At 39.4% G+C, this 19,138-nt stretch carries 19 protein-coding genes; 9 read left to right on the plus strand and 10 right to left on the minus strand.

The genetic code is table 11. The features are described from left to right. Positions 1–37 precede the first annotated feature (37 nt). The 9 genes from ACRD69_RS01485 to ACRD69_RS01525 form a co-directional block, all read right to left on the minus strand. A complete protein-coding gene (locus tag ACRD69_RS01485; RefSeq protein WP_430813284.1) occupies positions 38–607 on the minus strand; it encodes an RNA polymerase sigma-70 factor in 570 nt (189 codons plus the stop codon). Between the two features lie 158 nt (positions 608–765). Further along, entirely contained in the window at positions 766–1,239 is a 474-nt protein-coding gene (locus ACRD69_RS01490; RefSeq protein WP_430813285.1) for an ExbD/TolR family protein, read from the minus strand. Between the two features lie 3 nt (positions 1,240–1,242). Then, entirely contained in the window at positions 1,243–1,815 is a 573-nt protein-coding gene (locus tag ACRD69_RS01495; RefSeq protein ID WP_430813286.1) for an ExbD/TolR family protein, read from the minus strand. Positions 1,816–1,857: 42 nt separating this feature from the next. Continuing rightward, the gene (locus tag ACRD69_RS01500; protein ID WP_430813287.1) at positions 1,858–2,304 is read right to left on the minus strand and encodes a hypothetical protein; all 447 of its coding nucleotides are present in this window, start codon (positions 2,302–2,304) and stop codon (positions 1,858–1,860) included. Positions 2,305–2,312: 8 nt separating this feature from the next. Further along, positions 2,313–3,125 carry a MotA/TolQ/ExbB proton channel family protein gene (locus tag ACRD69_RS01505; RefSeq protein ID WP_430813288.1) on the minus strand — a complete coding sequence of 271 codons (813 nt, stop codon included), beginning with the start codon at positions 3,123–3,125 and terminating at the stop codon, positions 2,313–2,315. A gap of 319 nt (positions 3,126–3,444) precedes the next feature. After that, positions 3,445–4,512, minus strand: a complete 1,068-nt coding sequence (locus tag ACRD69_RS01510) for an asparaginase (protein WP_430813289.1) — start codon at positions 4,510–4,512, stop codon at positions 3,445–3,447. After that, positions 4,487–5,251: a TatD family hydrolase gene (locus ACRD69_RS01515; RefSeq protein WP_430813290.1), complete on the minus strand. Its 765-nt coding sequence runs from the start codon at positions 5,249–5,251 to the stop codon at positions 4,487–4,489. Before ACRD69_RS01515 ends, ACRD69_RS01510 begins: the two co-directional genes overlap by 26 nt. 141 nt (positions 5,252–5,392) lie before the next feature. Beyond that, positions 5,393–6,733: an NADP-specific glutamate dehydrogenase gene (gene gdhA / locus ACRD69_RS01520; RefSeq protein WP_430813291.1), complete on the minus strand. Its 1,341-nt coding sequence runs from the start codon at positions 6,731–6,733 to the stop codon at positions 5,393–5,395. A gap of 359 nt (positions 6,734–7,092) precedes the next feature. Continuing rightward, entirely contained in the window at positions 7,093–10,014 is a 2,922-nt protein-coding gene (locus tag ACRD69_RS01525; protein WP_430813292.1) for an FAD-binding and (Fe-S)-binding domain-containing protein, read from the minus strand. 75 nt (positions 10,015–10,089) lie between these two features. Here ACRD69_RS01525 and ACRD69_RS01530 point away from each other — a divergent pair, with 75 nt between their 5' ends. The 9 genes from ACRD69_RS01530 (at position 10,090) to queG (ending at position 18,245) form a co-directional block, all read left to right on the plus strand. Continuing rightward, complete coding sequence (locus ACRD69_RS01530; RefSeq protein WP_430813293.1) at positions 10,090–10,530, plus strand: group III truncated hemoglobin; 441 nt, start codon at positions 10,090–10,092, stop codon at positions 10,528–10,530. Between the two features lie 293 nt (positions 10,531–10,823). Beyond that, the gene (gene sufB / locus ACRD69_RS01535; protein WP_430813294.1) at positions 10,824–12,272 is read left to right on the plus strand and encodes a Fe-S cluster assembly protein SufB; all 1,449 of its coding nucleotides are present in this window, start codon (positions 10,824–10,826) and stop codon (positions 12,270–12,272) included. 46 nt (positions 12,273–12,318) lie between these two features. Beyond that, positions 12,319–13,071, plus strand: coding sequence for a Fe-S cluster assembly ATPase SufC (gene sufC / locus ACRD69_RS01540; RefSeq protein WP_430813295.1), 753 nt, complete (start codon positions 12,319–12,321; stop codon positions 13,069–13,071). Between the two features lie 111 nt (positions 13,072–13,182). Further along, positions 13,183–14,571, plus strand: a complete 1,389-nt coding sequence (gene sufD, locus ACRD69_RS01545; RefSeq protein WP_430813296.1) for a Fe-S cluster assembly protein SufD — start codon at positions 13,183–13,185, stop codon at positions 14,569–14,571. Positions 14,572–14,692: 121 nt separating this feature from the next. Further along, the gene (locus ACRD69_RS01550) at positions 14,693–15,913 is read left to right on the plus strand and encodes an aminotransferase class V-fold PLP-dependent enzyme (protein WP_430813297.1); all 1,221 of its coding nucleotides are present in this window, start codon (positions 14,693–14,695) and stop codon (positions 15,911–15,913) included. A 51-nt stretch (positions 15,914–15,964) separates the two neighbouring features. Beyond that, the gene (locus tag ACRD69_RS01555; RefSeq protein WP_430813298.1) at positions 15,965–16,387 is read left to right on the plus strand and encodes a SufE family protein; all 423 of its coding nucleotides are present in this window, start codon (positions 15,965–15,967) and stop codon (positions 16,385–16,387) included. 94 nt (positions 16,388–16,481) lie between these two features. Beyond that, the gene (locus ACRD69_RS01560; RefSeq protein ID WP_430813299.1) at positions 16,482–16,799 is read left to right on the plus strand and encodes an iron-sulfur cluster assembly protein; all 318 of its coding nucleotides are present in this window, start codon (positions 16,482–16,484) and stop codon (positions 16,797–16,799) included. Positions 16,800–16,863: 64 nt separating this feature from the next. Further along, the gene (locus ACRD69_RS01565; RefSeq protein WP_430813300.1) at positions 16,864–17,316 is read left to right on the plus strand and encodes a hypothetical protein; all 453 of its coding nucleotides are present in this window, start codon (positions 16,864–16,866) and stop codon (positions 17,314–17,316) included. Beyond that, a complete protein-coding gene (gene queG / locus ACRD69_RS01570) occupies positions 17,316–18,245 on the plus strand; it encodes a tRNA epoxyqueuosine(34) reductase QueG (RefSeq protein ID WP_430813301.1) in 930 nt (309 codons plus the stop codon). The genes ACRD69_RS01565 and queG overlap by 1 nt, the downstream gene beginning before the upstream one ends. Positions 18,246–18,300: 55 nt before the next feature. On the opposite strand, the gene lpxA is transcribed toward queG, so the two are convergent. After that, positions 18,301–19,089, minus strand: a complete 789-nt coding sequence (lpxA, locus tag ACRD69_RS01575) for an acyl-ACP--UDP-N-acetylglucosamine O-acyltransferase (RefSeq protein WP_430813302.1) — start codon at positions 19,087–19,089, stop codon at positions 18,301–18,303. Between the last annotated feature and the right edge of the window lie 49 nt (positions 19,090–19,138).

Raw genomic sequence — 19,138 nt, forward strand, 5'->3', positions numbered from 1 at the left:
ATCAGGTGAAAAGACTTTAAAAAAAATATATATTTTTTTAGAGACGCAAAATAATGAGCAGGTCAAACAAGTGTTTCAGTTCATCTTTTAATATGGAACGCGCCCTTTTTTTGTGGGTTTTAACCGAGTTAACGGAGATTCCAAGTCGATCAGCTATTTCCTGTTCCCGCAATTGAGTCAGATAGCTCAATTCAAAGACTTCACGCGCTCTTGCAGGCAATTGTTCAATGGATGCCATTATTTCACGATAAACTTCAGCTTTGACTATTCGAATTGATTCATCACTCTCCCAATCTTCTATAGGAGTTTCGTGTGCCTGGTACTTTTGAAGGTGGCCAAGGCTTCTAATTTGATTTAAACACTTATTGCGAACCATGGCGTACAGGTAGCCTTGCAGTTTTGAAGCACCTCCCAGCTCCAGTCCCTTTTCCCATACTTGTGTAAATACGTCCTGAACAATGTCTTCGGACAAACTTTCCTCTTTGGTATATTCACTGGCAAAAAAACACAGACTTTTATAATAGTGGTGGTATAATAACTTAAATGATTCCAGATCATGATCAGACAGGAATTTCTCACAAGCATTTATGATCTCTGATGTATTCAAGGTATTATCTATCTATTTAGTGGCCGGAATAAATTTAAGTTGCCTAAAATAGAAACATTTTTTAATTGTAACAAAATGTTAATAAAACACCAGGGTGAAAAGCACAAAAAAAGGGAAGTCAAAATGACTTCCCTTTTTCTATATACTAGTAGTATCGATTATCTGTCAACAACCATTTCTGCAGCTGAATAATTTAGTTTCAATGCTGCTGCCTTACGTAATGCCTGTTTGATATCAGTAATGATACCCATTGGACATTCTTTATCAGCTTTGATTGAAACAATCATTTTCGACTGGTTTGCTTCACTCATGTTATCACGCGACTGGGCGATATAACTTTGAATGTCAGCAACTGTTGAAAATTGATCGTTTAACTGAATACGAGGTTCGCTACCATATAACGATTGATATTTTTTAGCCGGTACACCTACATAAATAAATGTTACCAACTCTTTTTTCTCAAGCGTTACTAATTCTGTTGCTTGTGCTGGCTTAACTATTACATTTAAGTCAACCTCTTTCATGGTTGTTGAAACCATGAAGAAGAAAAGCAACATAAATACGATATCAGGTAAAGAGGCCGTGTTAATAGCTTGCTGGCCTCCGCTCTTCTTTTTTCTGAACTTTGCCATAATCTATTTTCCTATGTTTTTAGGTTCTGCCTCAGAGATTTTACGTGGATAAAGTGTACGTACTGCTTTTTGCTCTTCTTTCTCAAGCTCGTTGTATTCTTTACCGAATTTTCTCTTTGACGCTTCGTCTCTTAACTCATTGATTGCTCTCGACAATTCGTTTTGAACCATCAAATAAGTCTGATATTCTGTATCACGGTCGTTCTGTAACGATATTATACCCTTTCCTATTTCCACAGTACCAAAGAATTCAACTTCCTTCACATTTTTTTCAGGTAAGTTTTCGTCATCCAACGGATTGACGATGAATTCTTTTACTGCTTCTGTTAGGTTGCTTATCTCCATCGGTTTACCTTCAACCAGCAACTGATTCTGACTGTTAATTAGCACCGTAAATACGTTACGCTCTTTTACAGGCGGTGTATCTTCTGGCTCTTCTTCAACCGGTGGTGGAAGAAGTGTTGCTAAACCAGTATCAGTATCCATGGTTGTGGTTACTAAGAAGAAGATAAGTAACAAGAAAGCAATATCTGCCATTGACCCTGCATTAACTTCTTGTACTTCTCTTTTACCCATAGATAATTAAATTTATGTCCTGAAATGAATCAGGACGGGCCATTATTTAAACAGACGCGATATTTCTGAATATAGAATAGCTACTACAACTATTCCAAACAAAAGGTAAGTTCCATATAACATGGTACCAGCTAAGGTTAACATGCTAGGAACATTATCAGATCCATTATAACCTACCATTTGAAGAGGTGTATCATCAGACATTAAATAAGCCACTAATACAATCACCGTCAAAATACCCATCGATATGATAGAACGCATTGCATTCCTTGGGTTGACGACAAGGTGAAATACTTCAAATAATAGTGATAAACCTGCTGCAATGTATACTAACAACTTAGCCCAGTTCAAGAATGATCCTGTATACAATGGTGTATAAAGGGCTGCACCTACTTCATCACCACCGAAAAAGAACAGTCCGGCGAACACAAGTGTTATTGCTAACAACAGGTATAATACAATATTTAAAATTTTTGAAAGCTTCGTCATAATGACAATTATTTTTTCATGTTATATTTTACTAAGATATCTAGTAGAGAGATAGAAGCATCTTCCATAGTATTTACAATACCGTCAATTTTTGACACAAGGTAGTTGTAGAATACCTGAAGGATAATTGCTACGATCAAACCAGATACAGTAGTAATCAAGGCCAACTTAATACCACCTGCTACAGCTGTTGCAGAAATAGTACCCATCGCCTGGATGCTATCAAATGCGTCAATCATACCGATTACCGTACCCATGAAACCAAGCATAGGAGCAAGTGAGATAAACAATGAAATCCAGGTTAAACCTTTTTCTAAAAGACCCATTTGAACTGAACCGTAAGAAACTACTGACTTCTCAACCACTTCAATACCTTCGTCAAAACGATCAAGACCCTGGTAGAAAATAGAAGCTACAGGTCCTCTTGTGTTACGACAAACTTCTTTTGCAGCCTCAACACCACCGTCGTTCAACGCATTCTCGATGTTTTGAAGCAACTTCTTAGTGTTTGTAGAAGCAAGATTCAAGTAAATGATTCTTTCAATTGCTAATGCTAAACCGAAGATTAGACATAACAATACGAAACTCATAAAGATGGCACCACCTTCGATGAATTTCACTTTAATTTGTTTGTGAATACCTTTTGGTGCTTCTGCCATTTCTTCCTCAACGGCCATCGCTGGTGTTTCACTAGGAGCTGTTTCTTCAGCCACCTGTTCCGTAGCTTCGCCAGCTACATTTTCTTCTTCCTGAGCATATACGGCATTGGCACCGGCACTCAGCATTCCAATTACTGCTAAAAACGCAAATAGCTTTTTCATAGTCTGCTAAAAATTTTGATTTGTATTAGTATTGTTAATACTCAAAATAGTTTAATGTTGTCCCCTTTTCCTTTCTTATATAAAGTTACAAAAAAGGTTCAAACCCTTTAATTTTTCAGGGTTGCAAATTACAAAAAAAAAGTCAATTACAAACTTTGAACTGTTAATTTTCGTTATTCACAACATATTGATGACTATTCGAGTTAAATATTCGGAAACAGAAAGATAAGCTACATCTTTTCAGCGATGCAACTACCTCTAAGCTAACCTGAAAGAATTAGAGATTAAGATGGGGCGTTAAAATACGACGACCCGTAATTTATATATGAATCTCTCCCTGTAGCGATTTATTTAAACCTGCCTTCACCTCCTCGATTGATGAACAGTTCGCCAAAAGATACATTAGCTTGGTTACTGCGGTCTCAGTTGTCATGTCATAACCACCGATAACGCCAAGTTCCAGCAGGTGAACTCCTGTCTCATAGCGCCACATTTCAACACTACCTGCCAGGCATTGTGTTACATTTAATATAATAAGATCGCGATCGAGTGCTTCTTTGATAGCATCCAAAAACCACTGTTTAGTAGGTGCGTTACCCGAACCGTATGTTTCTAACACAACAGCTCTGATATTTGGTGCGTTAAGTACAGCCTTAACCACATCTTTGTTAATACCGGGGAAGATTCTTAACAATGCCACATTTGTATCCATCTTTTTGGACACCCGGAATGTACCATTCAAAGTTGTATACCTGATATAAGGATAATTGTACTTTAAATGAATCCCTGCTTCAGCCAACGGTGGATAATTATCGGAACGAAAGGCGTGAAAATGCTCAGCATTGTATTTCGTCGTTCTGTTACCCCTGAATAATTTATCCTTAAAGTATATACATACTTCAGGCACCAGTGCCTGGCGGTTTTTTTGTGCCGCGGCAATTTCAAGTGCAGTAATTAAATTTTCTTTCCCATCGGTACGAATGGTTCCCAGTGGCAACTGACTTCCTGTTAGAACAACAGGTTTTTTAAGGTTTTGAAGCATAAAGCTCAGTGCACTGGCTGTATAGGCCATCGTATCGGTACCGTGAAGAATAACAAATCCATCATATAATGAATAGTTCTCTTCAATTAGTTCTACCAATTCAACCCATATATCGGGGTGCATATCTGAAGAATCAATAAGTGGTTCGAAAGAAATACTTTTGACCTGAAAATCAAAACGGCGTAATTCAGGTACATGCTTTGATATACTTTCAAAATCGAAAGGCACCAATGAATTGGTTTCAGGATCGATAACCATACCAATTGTACCTCCGGTATAAATAATTAATATCTTTCTTTCTTCCATCTCTGTTCTTACTTTATACAGCAAAAAGCTGCGTTGCATTTATGGTTGTTTGCTTCTTAACCTCTTCTATCTCTACACCATGAACCAGTGCAATTGTTTCTGCAACTTTTTCAAGGTATGCCGGCTCATTTCGTCTGCCGCGCTTTGGTACAGGTGCCAGGTAAGGTGCATCTGTTTCCAGCACCAGTTTATTCAATGGAATTTCTTTAACCACCTCTCTCAGGTTCGTATTTTTGAATGTCACTACACCATTGATACCCATCATAAAGTTATTGTAGCTCAAAATTCGCTGTGCTTCTTCATGACCACCTGAGAAACTATGAAAAACACCAAATAACTTATCGTCTAATTGCTTCTCTACAACTTCAAATACTTCAGCGAATGCATCTCGACAATGAATGACAATTGGTAACTTAAGCTCTTTTGCCCAGATAATCTGTTGCTCAAAGGCTTCCATCTGTTCAGCACGATAAGTTTTATCCCAATACAGATCAATACCAATTTCTCCGACAGCGATATACGCCCTTGCATCCAGGTGCTTTTTCACTTCATCAAGCGCTCTTTTATAATTCTTGTCAACAGATGTCGGGTGTACTCCCATCATGGCATGACAAAAACCACTGAATTGTTCCTCCAGCTGATGCATCGACTCGATGGTATCTCCGTCAACATTGGGTAACAAAATTTTTTTAAGCCCTGCACTTTTTGCCCGCTCAACAACTTCTGCTCTATCTTCATCAAATTCAGACAAGTAAATGTGCGAATGTGTATCAATCACGCCTCTTCAGTTTTTGTGAGCTCAAAAATACCAATGTTTATCGATTTTAAGGTCGATAAACGAATGATTTATTCCACATTTCTGCTTACAAGAAGGCCGTCCCGGGGAGGAGACGGCCTATATTGTTGCATCTAGAAAAATTTAAACAACACCTTGAGCAATCATTGCATCGGCCACTTTCACGAAACCGCCAACGTTAGCTCCTTTGATGTAATTTACTTTGCCGTTTGGCTCAGTTCCATATTGAACACATGCATTGTGAATACTGGTCATGATCTGATCTAAACGATCATCAACTTCTTTCTCAGTCCAGTTCAAACGCATGCTGTTTTGTGTCATTTCCAAACCTGATACAGCCACACCACCTGCGTTAACTGCTTTACCAGGAGCAAATGCGATCTTTTCAGTTGCTAAGAAAGCTGCTTCAGCAGTACAACCCATGTTAGATGCTTCAGCAATTACCTGACATCCGTTAGCGATCAATGTCTTAGCATCTTCTTCATTCAACTCGTTCTGAATTGCACAAGGAATAGCGATATCAACTTTCTGTTCCCAAGGCTTCTTACCTGCGTAGAATGTAGCTTCCGGGTAACGCTCTGCGTAAGGAGAAACGATATCCTGGTTAGAAGCACGTAATTCTAACATGTAATCAATTTTATCTCCTGAGATTCCTTCCGGATCATATACATATCCATCAGGACCTGAAATAGTAACTACTTTAGCTCCATATTCAACAGCTTTTAAAGCAGCACCCCAGGCAACGTTACCAAAACCTGAAACAGATACAGTTTTACCTTTCATTGTTTCACCTTTAGTAGCTAGCATTTCACGAACAAAATAGATAGCACCGAAACCTGTAGCTTCAGGACGGATCAGTGATCCTCCAAACTCAGCTCCTTTACCTGTTAACACACCGGTAAATTCGTTACGTAGTTTTTTGTACTGACCGAATAAGTAACCGATCTCACGACCACCAACTCCGATATCACCAGCAGGCACGTCGGTGTTAGGACCAATATGACGGAATAGTTCGCTCATAAAAGCCTGGCAGAAACGCATGATTTCATTATCTGACTTACCTTTTGGGTTGAAATCAGAACCACCTTTACCACCACCCATTGGAAGAGTAGTTAAGCTATTTTTGAAAGTCTGCTCGAATCCTAAGAACTTAAGACCACTTAAAGTTACACTAGGGTGGAAACGCAAACCACCTTTATAAGGACCAATTGCCGAGTTAAACTCAACACGGAAACCTCTGTTTACTTGCACCTCGCCACTATCGTCAACCCAAGGTACACGGAACATGATTACCCTCTCAGGCTCACACATACGTTCCAGTATCTTAGCTTTTTTATAGTGAGGGTTCTCCTGATAGAAATCCCAAACTGTTTCTACTACTTCTTGCACTGCTTGCAAAAATTCGTCTTCGCCAGGGTTTTTAACCCTAACACTGTCCATGAATTCCTTCATCTTAGCGTCCATATTGAAAAGGTATTAAATGTTGGATCTTGTTATTTGTAATAATTATGGTATCAAAAATAGATATTTTTAAATAACGACATTATAATTTGTAAGGAAATTTCGAGTTTTTTGCATTTTGTGCATTTAGTTGATTTTTAGTTACTTAAAAATTATACAAACATGTTTTTTAGCACTTCATGACAATTATCACCAAAACATAAGGCCTCAAATAGTCAAAAATTGTAAGCAGTTGCGTTTTGTCATGTTTTAAAGCCCCTCCCCACTCCTTTAATTTTATAGAAAAAAGCTCGCTTACTATCTATCAAGTAATATTAAAAAAACAAATAAAGGTAAGAAACGTCATGAAACTTTTCAATTCATTACTTCAATGCATTATAGAGCACAATGGCCGGATGCAATGCTTCGACGCCGGTCCCGTCCTTTATTTGATGACGACACGATGTGCCCGCAGCAACAATGAGTGATTCCTTTTCTGACTTCCTGACTTCCGGGAAAAGCACCAACTCACCTATTTTCATTGATAAATCGTAATGTTCACGCTCATATCCAAAAGATCCAGCCATTCCACAACAGCCTGAAGGAATTTCTTCGGCCCTATAGTTTTCAGGTATTTCCAAAACAGACTGGGTTAATTTAGTATCAGATAGTGCCTTTTGATAACAATGCGCATGATACCTGATGGTTTGCTTATTTTCAATAAACTGATTTGACGAAATATTACCCTCATTGAACTCTCGCGCAATAAATTCTTCAAATGTGAAGGTATGGCTTGCCAGTTTAGCAGCCTTATCTCTTAAGTCCTCCGGCACCAATTCGGGATATTCATCGCGTATGGTTAAAATAGCAGATGGTTCAATGCCGATCAATGACGCCTCCTCATTTATCACATCAGCCAGAACAGAAACATTATGAACAGCTAACTTACGGGCATCTTTCAATAACCCTTTGGATAAATAGGTCCGTCCACTGGCCTTATGATCAGGTATGATCACTTTGTATCCTAACTTTTCCAAAAGCAAAACAGCAGCAACACCTTCTTTAGTATCATTATAATTGGTAAACTCATCAGCAAAAAAGTATATCTGCTTTCCATGCTCTGACGTCAAACGCTTTTTATTCCACCTCATCAATGATTGGCTGGAGAGACCTGGCAAATGCCGCTTGGCAGAAACACCAAAATATTTCTCATTAAGCAATTTGACCCATTTATTTTTCATACCTATATTATATAGGTACGAAAATGGCATTAAAAATTTATTGAGTGAAGGTAAATTGGCGATTAGTTTTGAGCGCAATGGAATACCAAACTGTCCATGATAGGCATTTATAAACTCCGCCTTCAGCTTGGTCATATCCACATTGCTCGGACACTCTGTCTTACAAGCCTTACACGACAGACACAGGTCAAGTACTTCTTTAACTTCATCGAAGCCCAACCTGTTAGCTGGAATAGTTCCTACGAAGAATTCACGCAACATATTAGCTCTTGCGCGGGTTGTCTGACGCTCATCGCGTGAACCCATATAGCTCGGACACATCGTTCCTCCAATCAAATGACTTTTACGGCAATCACCTGACCCGGTGCATTTTTCAGCTGCCCTGGCAAAACCCAATGTAGAAGACCAGTCAAACAAGGTATTGTTGTTCAGTTCATTCTCAACAGCTTTATAACGCAATGAAGTATTCATCTGCGGTGTGTCTGTGATCTTTCCCGCATTAAATATGTTACCCGGATCAAAGATTCCCTTAACATCTTTAAACAGCTGGTAATTGCTTTCACCAACCATTAAAGGAATAAACTGACCACGCAGGCGACCATCACCATGTTCACCACTCAATGATCCTTTATATTGTTTTACTATTTCTGCTGTATCTCTCGCTATCTGGTAAAACAATTCAACATCCTGTTCCTTTTTCATATTCAAGACAGGTCGCAGATGCAATTCACCGGTACCAATATGCGCATAGTAAACACAATCCTTACCATATTTATTAAGCATAGCCTTTACATCGGCAATAAAAGCAGGCAAATCTTCCGGGCGAACAGCTGTATCTTCGATCACCGGAACAGGACGCTCATCTCCCGGCATATTACCTAACACTCCAAGACCGGCTTTTCGAAGGTTCCATACTTTATTTATATCACTGCCATACACAACAGGATAAGCATAACCAAAACCTTTTTCACGCATGGCAGCGATCAAATCATTGGCCAACTGCACTATTTCATTTTTATTATGACGGGCAAATTCCACCAACAACAATGCCTCAGGGTCACCTTCAACAAAGAAGCGATTCTTATTTTGAAGCACATTCTTTTTAGTCAGGTCCATAATGGCCTTATCCATTAGTTCGATAGCCCCCGGATTAAACTTCAGTCCTATTAAATTAGCTTCAAGGGCTTCCTCCAGGGAATTAAGATGCACACATACCAGCCCTTTCTCTTTGGGTGGCAGGTCTATCAGGTTAAGCTTTATTTCTGTCGTAAAGAATAAGGTACCTTCAGAACCGGCCAGAAGTTTACACATATTAAACAGCCCACCTTCTTCCTTGTATGGGTAAGCATCAATCAGGTAATCCAGCGCATAACCCGTGTTTCTCCTATGTATTTCGGGGTGTGGAAATTCTTTTCTTATGCTTTTCCGATTTTCCTTATTCGTTAAAACATCTCGTATGGAGCGATAAATTTCACCCTCAAACGATTCCTCACGGCACTTCTGTTCAAATTCCCAATGCTGGATCGCCTTAAACACAGCCTCATCTCCATTACTCAGATACCCTTTAAGCTCGATGGTATGGTCGCGGGTACTGCCATATATTAAAGAGTGAGCCCCACACGAATTATTTCCTACCATACCTCCGATCATACAGCGATTGGATGTCGATGTCTCAGGCCCGAAGAACAAGCCATAGTCGGCCAGGTATTGATTCAATTCATCAAGCACAACACCAGGTTGCACGCGCACCCATCTTTCTTTCTCGTTAACCTCAAGTATTTTATTCATGTACCGACCAACATCCACAACAAGGCCTGCACCAACAACCTGCCCTGCCAATGAAGTACCTGCAGCGCGTGGAATTAAATTCAACTGATGCTTTTTCGCGAACAAAACAATTTCACATACATCAACACTATCACGTGGTACAACAGCACCAATTGGTTTTTCAAAATAGGCCGACGCATCAGTACTATATACCATACAGGTAACATTATCAATGTCCACCTCCCCTTTTATTTTGCTTTTTAGCTCTACTAATTGACTTGCATCAAAATCAGGCATAATTAAAACTTAGAATGAATTAATTAAACAATAGTCAGCATCCGCTGTTTTGAAAATACATAATATGATTCACACATGACTAAATCAAAATTACAAACAAGAAATGACATAGAGCTTTTAGTAAGGAAGTTTTATAGCAAAATACAAACAGATGATTTGTTAGGACCCTTTTTCAACAAAATGATCCCAACAGAAAAAGAATGGGAAAAACACTATCAATTACTAACAGCTTTTTGGGAACTTAACTTAATGGAAGTAAGAGGCTTTGATGGCAACCCAGCCAAAGCACACCATGGAGTGGATAAAGCTTTTAAACAATCAATAACCACTACTCATTTCGACCGATGGGTTGAACTATGGTCTGAAACAATTGATCAGTTATTTGAAGGTGAAATGGCAGAAAAAGCAAAAAAGCGAGCACAAGGTATGGCAAAGGGCATGTATAAGAAAATATTGGACCAACGACCAGGTGGATATATCTTACCAGGTAATGCTTCAGATCTTAAATTCGGATAATTTCTTATTTAGGTAATAAAAGTACTTAATATATCACCTGAAGCTGCAATGACATATCACAAAACCATTGCACATCAAATTAATTAAACCAAGCCAAAGCTGCATGAATACTAAAGCATTGATAGATGTCGTAAAGCATATATTTCGGCAATTTTTGCTTTTATTTAATCTAAATAATTGTGTATTTTTGCGCTTCCAATAACCAATCAATCCAATAATTATTGAATTAAAATTCACAATGAACTTAAAATATGCTTCGTTGTTAGGTTGACGAACATGAGTTAAAGTACAATATGGCTGAAGATCAAGATAAAATATTAGAAGAAGTAACCGGTGGGGAATATAAATATGGGTTTTATACCGATATTGAGATGGAAGAGTTCCCTAAAGGTTTGAACGAAGATATCGTTCGCCTGATTTCGGCAAAAAAGAATGAGCCGGAATTCATGCTTGAATTTCGTTTAAAAGCATTTCGCCACTGGAAAACGATGAAACAACCCGACTGGGCTCATCTTAATATTCCGGCGATTGATTTTGATGATATCATTTACTATGCGGTTCCGAAGAAGAAACCTGAACTGGAAAGCATGGATGATGTAGATCCGGAATTAAAAGCAACATTCGACAAATTAGGTATACCGCTTGATGAGCAGAAAGTGCTGGCTGGTGTGGCTGTTGATGCAGTTATTGACAGTGTATCTGTCAAAACTACTTTCAAGGAAACACTTGCTGAAAAGGGCATTATTTTCTGTTCAATAAGTGAAGCTATTCAGGAATACCCTGATTTAATAAAGAAATACCTTGGTTCTGTTGTTCCTCACCAGGACAATTACTTCGGTGCTTTGAATGCTGCTGTATTCAGCGATGGTTCCTTTGTATACATTCCTAAGGGTGTTCGCTGTCCAATGGAGCTATCAACATACTTCCGCATCAATGCAATGAATACCGGACAGTTTGAGCGTACATTAATTGTTGCCGATGATGACAGCTACGTAAGTTACCTTGAGGGCTGTACTGCTCCGCAGCGGGATGAAAACCAGCTCCACGCAGCCATTGTTGAGATTGTTGCCATGGAAAGAGCCGAGGTGAAGTATTCAACGGTTCAGAACTGGTATCCGGGCGATAAAGAAGGTAAAGGTGGTATATATAACTTTGTAACCAAGAGAGGTATCTGTAAGGGAGACTATTCTAAGATATCATGGACCCAGGTTGAAACCGGTTCAGCGATCACCTGGAAATACCCAAGCTGTGTATTACAAGGAGATCATTCTGTTGGCGAATTCTACAGCGTGGCGGTTACAAATAACTACCAGCAGGCCGACACAGGAACAAAAATGATCCACCTTGGGAAAAACACTCGCAGTCTGATCGTCTCCAAAGGAGTTTCAGCTGGTAAAAGTCAAAACAGTTATCGCGGATTGGTTAAAGTATCGAAGAAGGCAGAAAACGCCAGAAACTTCAGCCAGTGTGACTCATTGCTATTAGGCGATAAATGTGGCGCTCACACATTCCCATACCTGGAAATTGCCAATAACTCAGCCAAGGTTGAGCATGAAGCAACTACCTCTAAAATTGGTGAAGATCAAATATTTTACTGCAATCAGCGCGGCTTGAGCACTGAAGATGCAGTGGGTTTGATCGTTAATGGCTACGTTAAAGAAGTTATTAACCAATTACCGATGGAATTTGCTGTCGAAGCGCAAAAGCTTTTACAAATCAGCCTTGAGGGCAGTGTGGGATAACCCACAGTTAATTAACAATAATTAGAAACATTTACAGTAGCAACATATGTTAGTCATTAAAGATTTACACGCCAAAATAGATGATAAAGAAATATTAAGAGGTATCAACCTTGAAGTTAAACCAGGTGAAGTACACGCCATAATGGGACCAAATGGTTCAGGCAAAAGTACCTTATCATCAGTATTGGCCGGTAATGAAAAGTTTGATGTGAGTGAAGGCCAGGTTTCTTTTAAAGGAAAAGACCTTTTAGATCTGGCCCCTGAAGACAGAGCTCGGGAAGGGCTGTTCTTAAGTTTTCAATACCCGGTTGAAATACCAGGTGTTAGCATGGTCAATTTTATGCGAACGGCTGTTAACGAGCATCGCAAATATCGTGAAGAAGATCCATATTCTGCGAGTGAATTCCTGAAACTGATGCGTGAAAAGAAAAAGTTGGTAGAGATTGATTCTAACCTGACAAACCGCTCTGTAAATGAAGGGTTCTCAGGTGGTGAGAAAAAGAAAAATGAAATATTCCAGATGGCAATGCTAGAACCGAAATTAGCCATCCTTGATGAGACTGACTCAGGATTAGACATTGATGCATTGCGAGTTGTTGCTAATGGAGTTAACAAACTTAAATCTCCTGAAACATCAACAATTGTGATCACTCACTACCAGCGCCTGCTGGATTATATCGTACCCGACTACGTACATGTTTTATACAAAGGCCGCATTGTTAAGTCTGCCGGCAAAGAGTTGGCGCATGAGCTGGAGGAAAAAGGATACGACTGGATCAAGAAAGAGTTTGAAGATTAAGATTTAGTACTGAGTACAGATCGGCATAAACAAATGCAGGTTTGAAAAGCAAAACAGATACTTTGTACTTACCCCGTATTCAATGGGGCTCACTACTAAAAATCAATAATTATGAATAAAACTTGCCGAATAGTCAATCTGCAAGATGAATATAGCCAACTATACAAAGAGAACCTTTCTCTTATAGAAAACGGCGCTCCTGACAAAATGAATAAATCAAGGGCCGAGGCATTTGAATCATTCATTAACAAAGGGATACCATCAAACAAGGTTGAAGAATACAAGTACACCAACCTGCAACCTTTCTTCAAAGGCTCGTTTGATATTGCTTTTGATTCAAAAGCAGCTATTAATGGCTCTGCCGGTAAATTCAATTGTGGCGTTCCTAACCTGGATACGCATAACGTCTTTTTAATAAATGGTTGGTTTGCTCAGCAAGATGAAGCGAGCGACTTACCTAAAGGTGTAATCATTGGAAGCATTCGCCAAAAGGCTGCTGAGCAACCTGAGTTATTTGAAAAATATTACAACAGCAATGCTCCTGTTGACAGCGATGCAATGGCTGCCATGAATACAGCATTTGCCCAGGATGGTGCTTTCATCTATATACCCAAAGGCATTGTGGTTGATAAACCAATTCAGCTGGTTAACATTATGACAGGTGATAATGACCGCCTGGTATTTCAGCGCAACCTGGTGATAGTTGAAGATAATGCACAGGCTAAAGTCATGCTGTGTGATCACACCATTTCTCCGCAAAAGTTTGTGATCAATAACCTGACGGAGGTTTTTGCCGGTGAAAACAGTGTGTTTGACATATATAATATACAAAATCAGCATAACCTGACAACACAGGTGGCAGGCATGTTCATTAAGCAAAAGAAGCACTCGAATGTACTTACCAACAACCTGACCCTTCATTCTGGCGTAACGCGTAACAACATACGCGTTAATATGGATGATGAGCATTGCGAAAGCCATGTTTACGGGCTGTATCTGAGTGATAAGAACCAGCATGTTGATAACTATTCTTTTATCGATCATGCTAAACCGCATTGCCAGAGCTTTGAGTTATTCAAAGGAGTTATGGATGATTCTGCTTCCGCGGCCTTTACTGGTCGCGTACTGGTTCAACAGGATGCTCAGCAAACCAATGCATACCAAAGCAACAATAACCTGCTTTTAACAGAGAACGCCAAAATAAACAGCAAACCTCAGCTTGAGATATATGCTGACGATGTAAAATGCAGCCATGGTGCCACTGTTGGTCAATTGGATGACGAAGCCATGTTCTATCTGAGAGCCCGCGGTATTAATGAGGCCGAAGGACGCATATTACTGATGTTTGCTTTCGCCTACGAGGTTATTGAAAAAATAAGAGTGGAGCCTTTGAAAGAAAATATCAGAAGCCTCGTTGAAAAACGCTTCAGAGGAGAATTTGACAAATGCGACTCTTGTGTTGTTTGTGGTCAGCAAGGAACCAGCGTAAGTTGCTTATAAACAGAGTACTCTTTTAGGTTTAAACGATCTAAAACATATACCAACCACAAAGGCACTAAAGGTACAACAGGTAATTGTTGTATGTTTCGTGTCTTTGTCGTTAAATAATCACAGCCAGACAATGAATATTAATATTGAACAAATACGAAAAGACTTTCCTATTCTTCAGGAAAAAGTTCACGGCAAACCATTGGTCTATTTTGACAACGCAGCAACAACGCACAAACCACAGATAGTGATCGATGCCGTATCAGAGGTTTACCAAAAGTATAATAGTAATATTCATCGCGGGGTTCACCATTTAAGCAATGTTTGTACCGAGGCTCATGAGAATGCACGGCTGAAGGTTCAGAAGTTTATCAATGCAAAACATTTGCACGAAGTAATCTTCACACGGGGAACAACCGAGTCAATAAACCTTATTGCTTCATCATTTGGTGAAACTTTTTTAAAGGAAGGTGACGAAATACTTGTAAGTCAGCTGGAACACCATTCCAACATAGTACCGTGGCAATTACTTGAAAAGCGTAAGGGGGTTAAATTACGTTATATACCCATCAACCAGGATGGAGAATTGGTACTTGATGCTATTGATGAACTCCTGAATAGTAAAACCAAATTAGTATCGATAGCTCATATTTCAAATGCATTGGGCACGATCAATCCTGTTAAACAGCTAATTGACCTGGCCCACAGTAAAGATATTCCGGTTTTAATTGATGGAGCGCAGGCTATTCAGCACGTCAATGTTGATGTACAGTCCCTTGATTGTGATTTCTACGTTTTCAGTGGTCACAAATTATATGCTCCCACTGGCATTGGCGTTCTTTATGGCAAGGAAGAGTGGCTAAACAAACTTGAGCCCTACCATGGCGGTGGCGAGATGATTAAAACCGTTTCATTTGAAGGCACCACCTTCAATGAATTACCTTTTAAGTTTGAAGCAGGCACACCCGATTTTGCAGGGTCTGTGGGCCTGGGCGCTGCAATCGATTATGTGCAGTCGATCGGACTGGATAATATTGCGCAATACGAGCACGAACTATTGGAGTATGCCACTGAAAAACTGGCACAAATACCAGACATACGCTTTTTTGGAACTGCCGCAAGCAAAACAAGTGTCATATCCTTTTTGATAGGAGACATTCATCCGTTTGACCTTGGAACCATGCTCGATAAAATGGGGATAGCAGTAAGAACCGGTCATCACTGTGCACAACCACTGATGCAGTTCTACAACATTCCGGGTACGATCAGGGCTTCATTTGCCATATATAATACAAAAGAGGAAATTGATAAGCTTTGTGAGGGCATTGAACGCATTGCACAACTGTTTGGCTGATTCATGATTAATTATCAATTTTGCAGCATACAATTTCACAATTAACAGACGATGACAATTAACGAAATACAAGAAGAAATCATTGAAGAGTTTTCAGCCTTTGATGAATGGATGGATAAATATTCGTACCTGATTGAAATAGGCAATGACCTTGAAGGATTTAAAGACGAATGGAGATTAGAACAAAACCTTATTGAAGGTTGTCAGTCCAAAGTATGGGTACACGCTGAATTAGATGGCGACAAGATAATCTACTCTGCGGACAGTGACGCTATTATTACTAAAGGAATTATAGCACTCCTGATCCGTGTTTTATCAGGTCGAACTCCTGATGAAATACTTAATAACGAGCTATCATTTGTTGAAGAGATAGGGCTCAAAGATCACCTGTCTCCTACCCGCTCAAACGGTTTATTATCGATGATGAAACAAATGCGATTATACGCTGTTGCATTTAAAGCAAAGATGGGGTAATCATTAAACCCTGCTAACAGATAAGAATAATTAAATAACATCATACCAATAGCTATTAGCCTGCCGCTGATAATTATTGGTTAAAACTTGAAATATGGCCAACGAGTTTTTACAATTAGAAGGGGAAATAATCAAAGTCATTAAAACTATTTTTGACCCGGAAATTCCGGTTAATATTTATGACTTAGGCTTGATCTATGAGATTGATGTAAACGAAGAAGGGAAAGCTCGAATTGTAATGACCTTAACATCTCCCAATTGCCCTGTGGCAGAATCATTGCCAGAAGAGGTACAGGAGAAGATTGCTGCAATTGATGGCATTACCAGCGTGGACTTAAACTTAACCTTTGATCCTCCCTGGACCAAAGACATGCTTTCTGAAGAAGCCTTGCTTGAACTTGGCTTGTTATAAAACAGCATTAAATTATTGTATAAGCTCTCTTTTGAGGGCTTTATTTTTATCAATCATACAACATATGAAACCACTCCATATTAATTTGATTAAAAAAACACCTGTTAATTATCTGCGATTAATTCTTGGTGTAGTAATGATGGCTGCAACCATATATATTAACTTCTTTTCTGCTATCACCCGCTTTCAGCCTTATCAATTAATAGCACTGTTTTTATTTGGTGTATATTATACCATCATGGGAGCAGGACTCAACCTTGCAAGCCTTATTTTTAAACGATATATAACTATTGACTCTGAAAGTATCGTTATGAAGACAGGTATATTCCAGGCAAAGGCCGAATCAAAATGGAACGATATGTCTGAAATTCAGATCAACATTACAGCCATACGCATCAAACTTAAAGATGGCTCCGACCATCAATTTGAATACCAGCACCTGCACAAGGATACGATTCATAAGCTAAAAACAGCTATTATCCACCAGGCTAAAGAACAGGGTATTATCATTGGATAATGAGCATCATTAGTCAGGCATATCATCAAAAAATAAAAGAGAAAGCTCTTGAGTTGGGTTTTTCCGATGTTGGTTATGCCACCATTGAGCGTTTATCTGAGGATGAATCAAGACTAAAAAAATGGCTGGACAATAATTATCAGGCCGGCATGGGCTACATGAACAACCATTTTGACAAGCGGGTAGACCCGTCCTTATTGGTTGATGGTGCCAAAAGTATTATCTCCGTTTTATTAAACTACAAACCGCAGGAAGAACAACGGGATAAGGAAGCACCAAAACTGGCTCGATATGCCTATGGAAAAGACTATCATTTTGTCATAAAAGATAAGCTTCAGGAGCTATTCAATTTCATTAAAGAAGAAATCTACCCTTCTTTGGAAGGACGGGTTTTTACCGATTCAGCGCCCGTACTTGACCGTGCCTGGGCTGCCAGGGCCGGCTTAGGATGGATAGGCAAGAACACCAACCTTATCCACAAAAAACTAGGAAGCTACACACTTATTGGCGAACTGATCAGCAACCTGGAATTAGAGCCCGACCAAGCCATCAAAGAGGCCTGTGGTGGCTGTCAGCGCTGCATTGATGCCTGCCCTACAAATGCCTTAGTAGCTCCATATCAACTGGATGCCAATAAATGCATTTCCTACCTCACCATCGAGCATCGGGATGAATTACCGGAAGCCATGAAAGGGCAATTTAACAACTGGGCATTTGGCTGTGACATTTGCCAGGAAGCCTGCCCATGGAACTGGAAAGCACGTCCTACCAAAGAAGAATCTTTTACTCCACATCCTGAGCTATTATCCTTAACAAAGGAAGATTGGCACAATATGGATGAGTCATACTTTAAGGAGCTTTTTAGAAAATCAGCCGTTAAGAGAACCAAATATGCAGGCTTGAAACGCAATCTCCGGTTTCTTGATTAAACACATAAAAAAAGCCGGCATATAGCCAGCTCTTTTTATATCGTATAGAAGTTAATTATGCCTTATCAGGATAATAACCTTTAATAATACCTCGCTGCGAGTTACGAACAAATAAAATAATTTCGTCGCGCTCTTTTGAAGCCGGCATCTCTGCCTCTATGCGCTCAATAGCTTCTGAGTTATTCAAACCCATCTGGAACAAATAACGATAGATATTCTGGATATCACGAATTTGCTCATTACTGTAGTTACGACGGCGTAAACCTATTGAATTAACACCTGCATAAGAAATACGCTCGCGACCAGCCTTTACATAAGGAGGAACATCTTTACCAATCAGCGTACCTCCGGCAACCATAACATGGGCACCAATATGAACAAACTGATGAATCGCTGATGTTCCACCAATAATAGCAAAATCATCAATTACAACTTCACCTGCAACCTGTACCGCATTGGCCAAAATAACATTATCTCCAACAATAGCATCGTGAGCTATGTGTGTATAGGCCATTAACAAGCAGTTACTACCTACAACGGTCTTACCTTTTGCCTTAGTACCACGGTTTACTGTTACACACTCACGAATGGTTGTATTATCACCAATTTCAGCTGTGGTTTCTTCACCTGCAAATTTTAAATCCTGCGGAACCGCACCAATTACGGCACCCGGAAATATTTTACAGTTTTTACCAATTCTTGATCCTTCAAGAATTGTAACATTTGATGCAATTGTTGTTCCTTCTTCGATAACAACATTTTTGTCAATCGTTACAAATGGTTCTATAACAACATTGGGAGCAACCTTTGCTTCCGGATGTATATATGCCAATGGTTGTTTCATCTTAATTGTTTTAGTTCTATTTCCTTTCCTTCGTATTCAAGGAATAGCT

The sequence above is a fragment of the Carboxylicivirga agarovorans genome, assembly GCF_050589845.1.
GTDB classification, from domain to species: domain Bacteria; phylum Bacteroidota; class Bacteroidia; order Bacteroidales; family Marinilabiliaceae; genus Carboxylicivirga; species Carboxylicivirga agarovorans.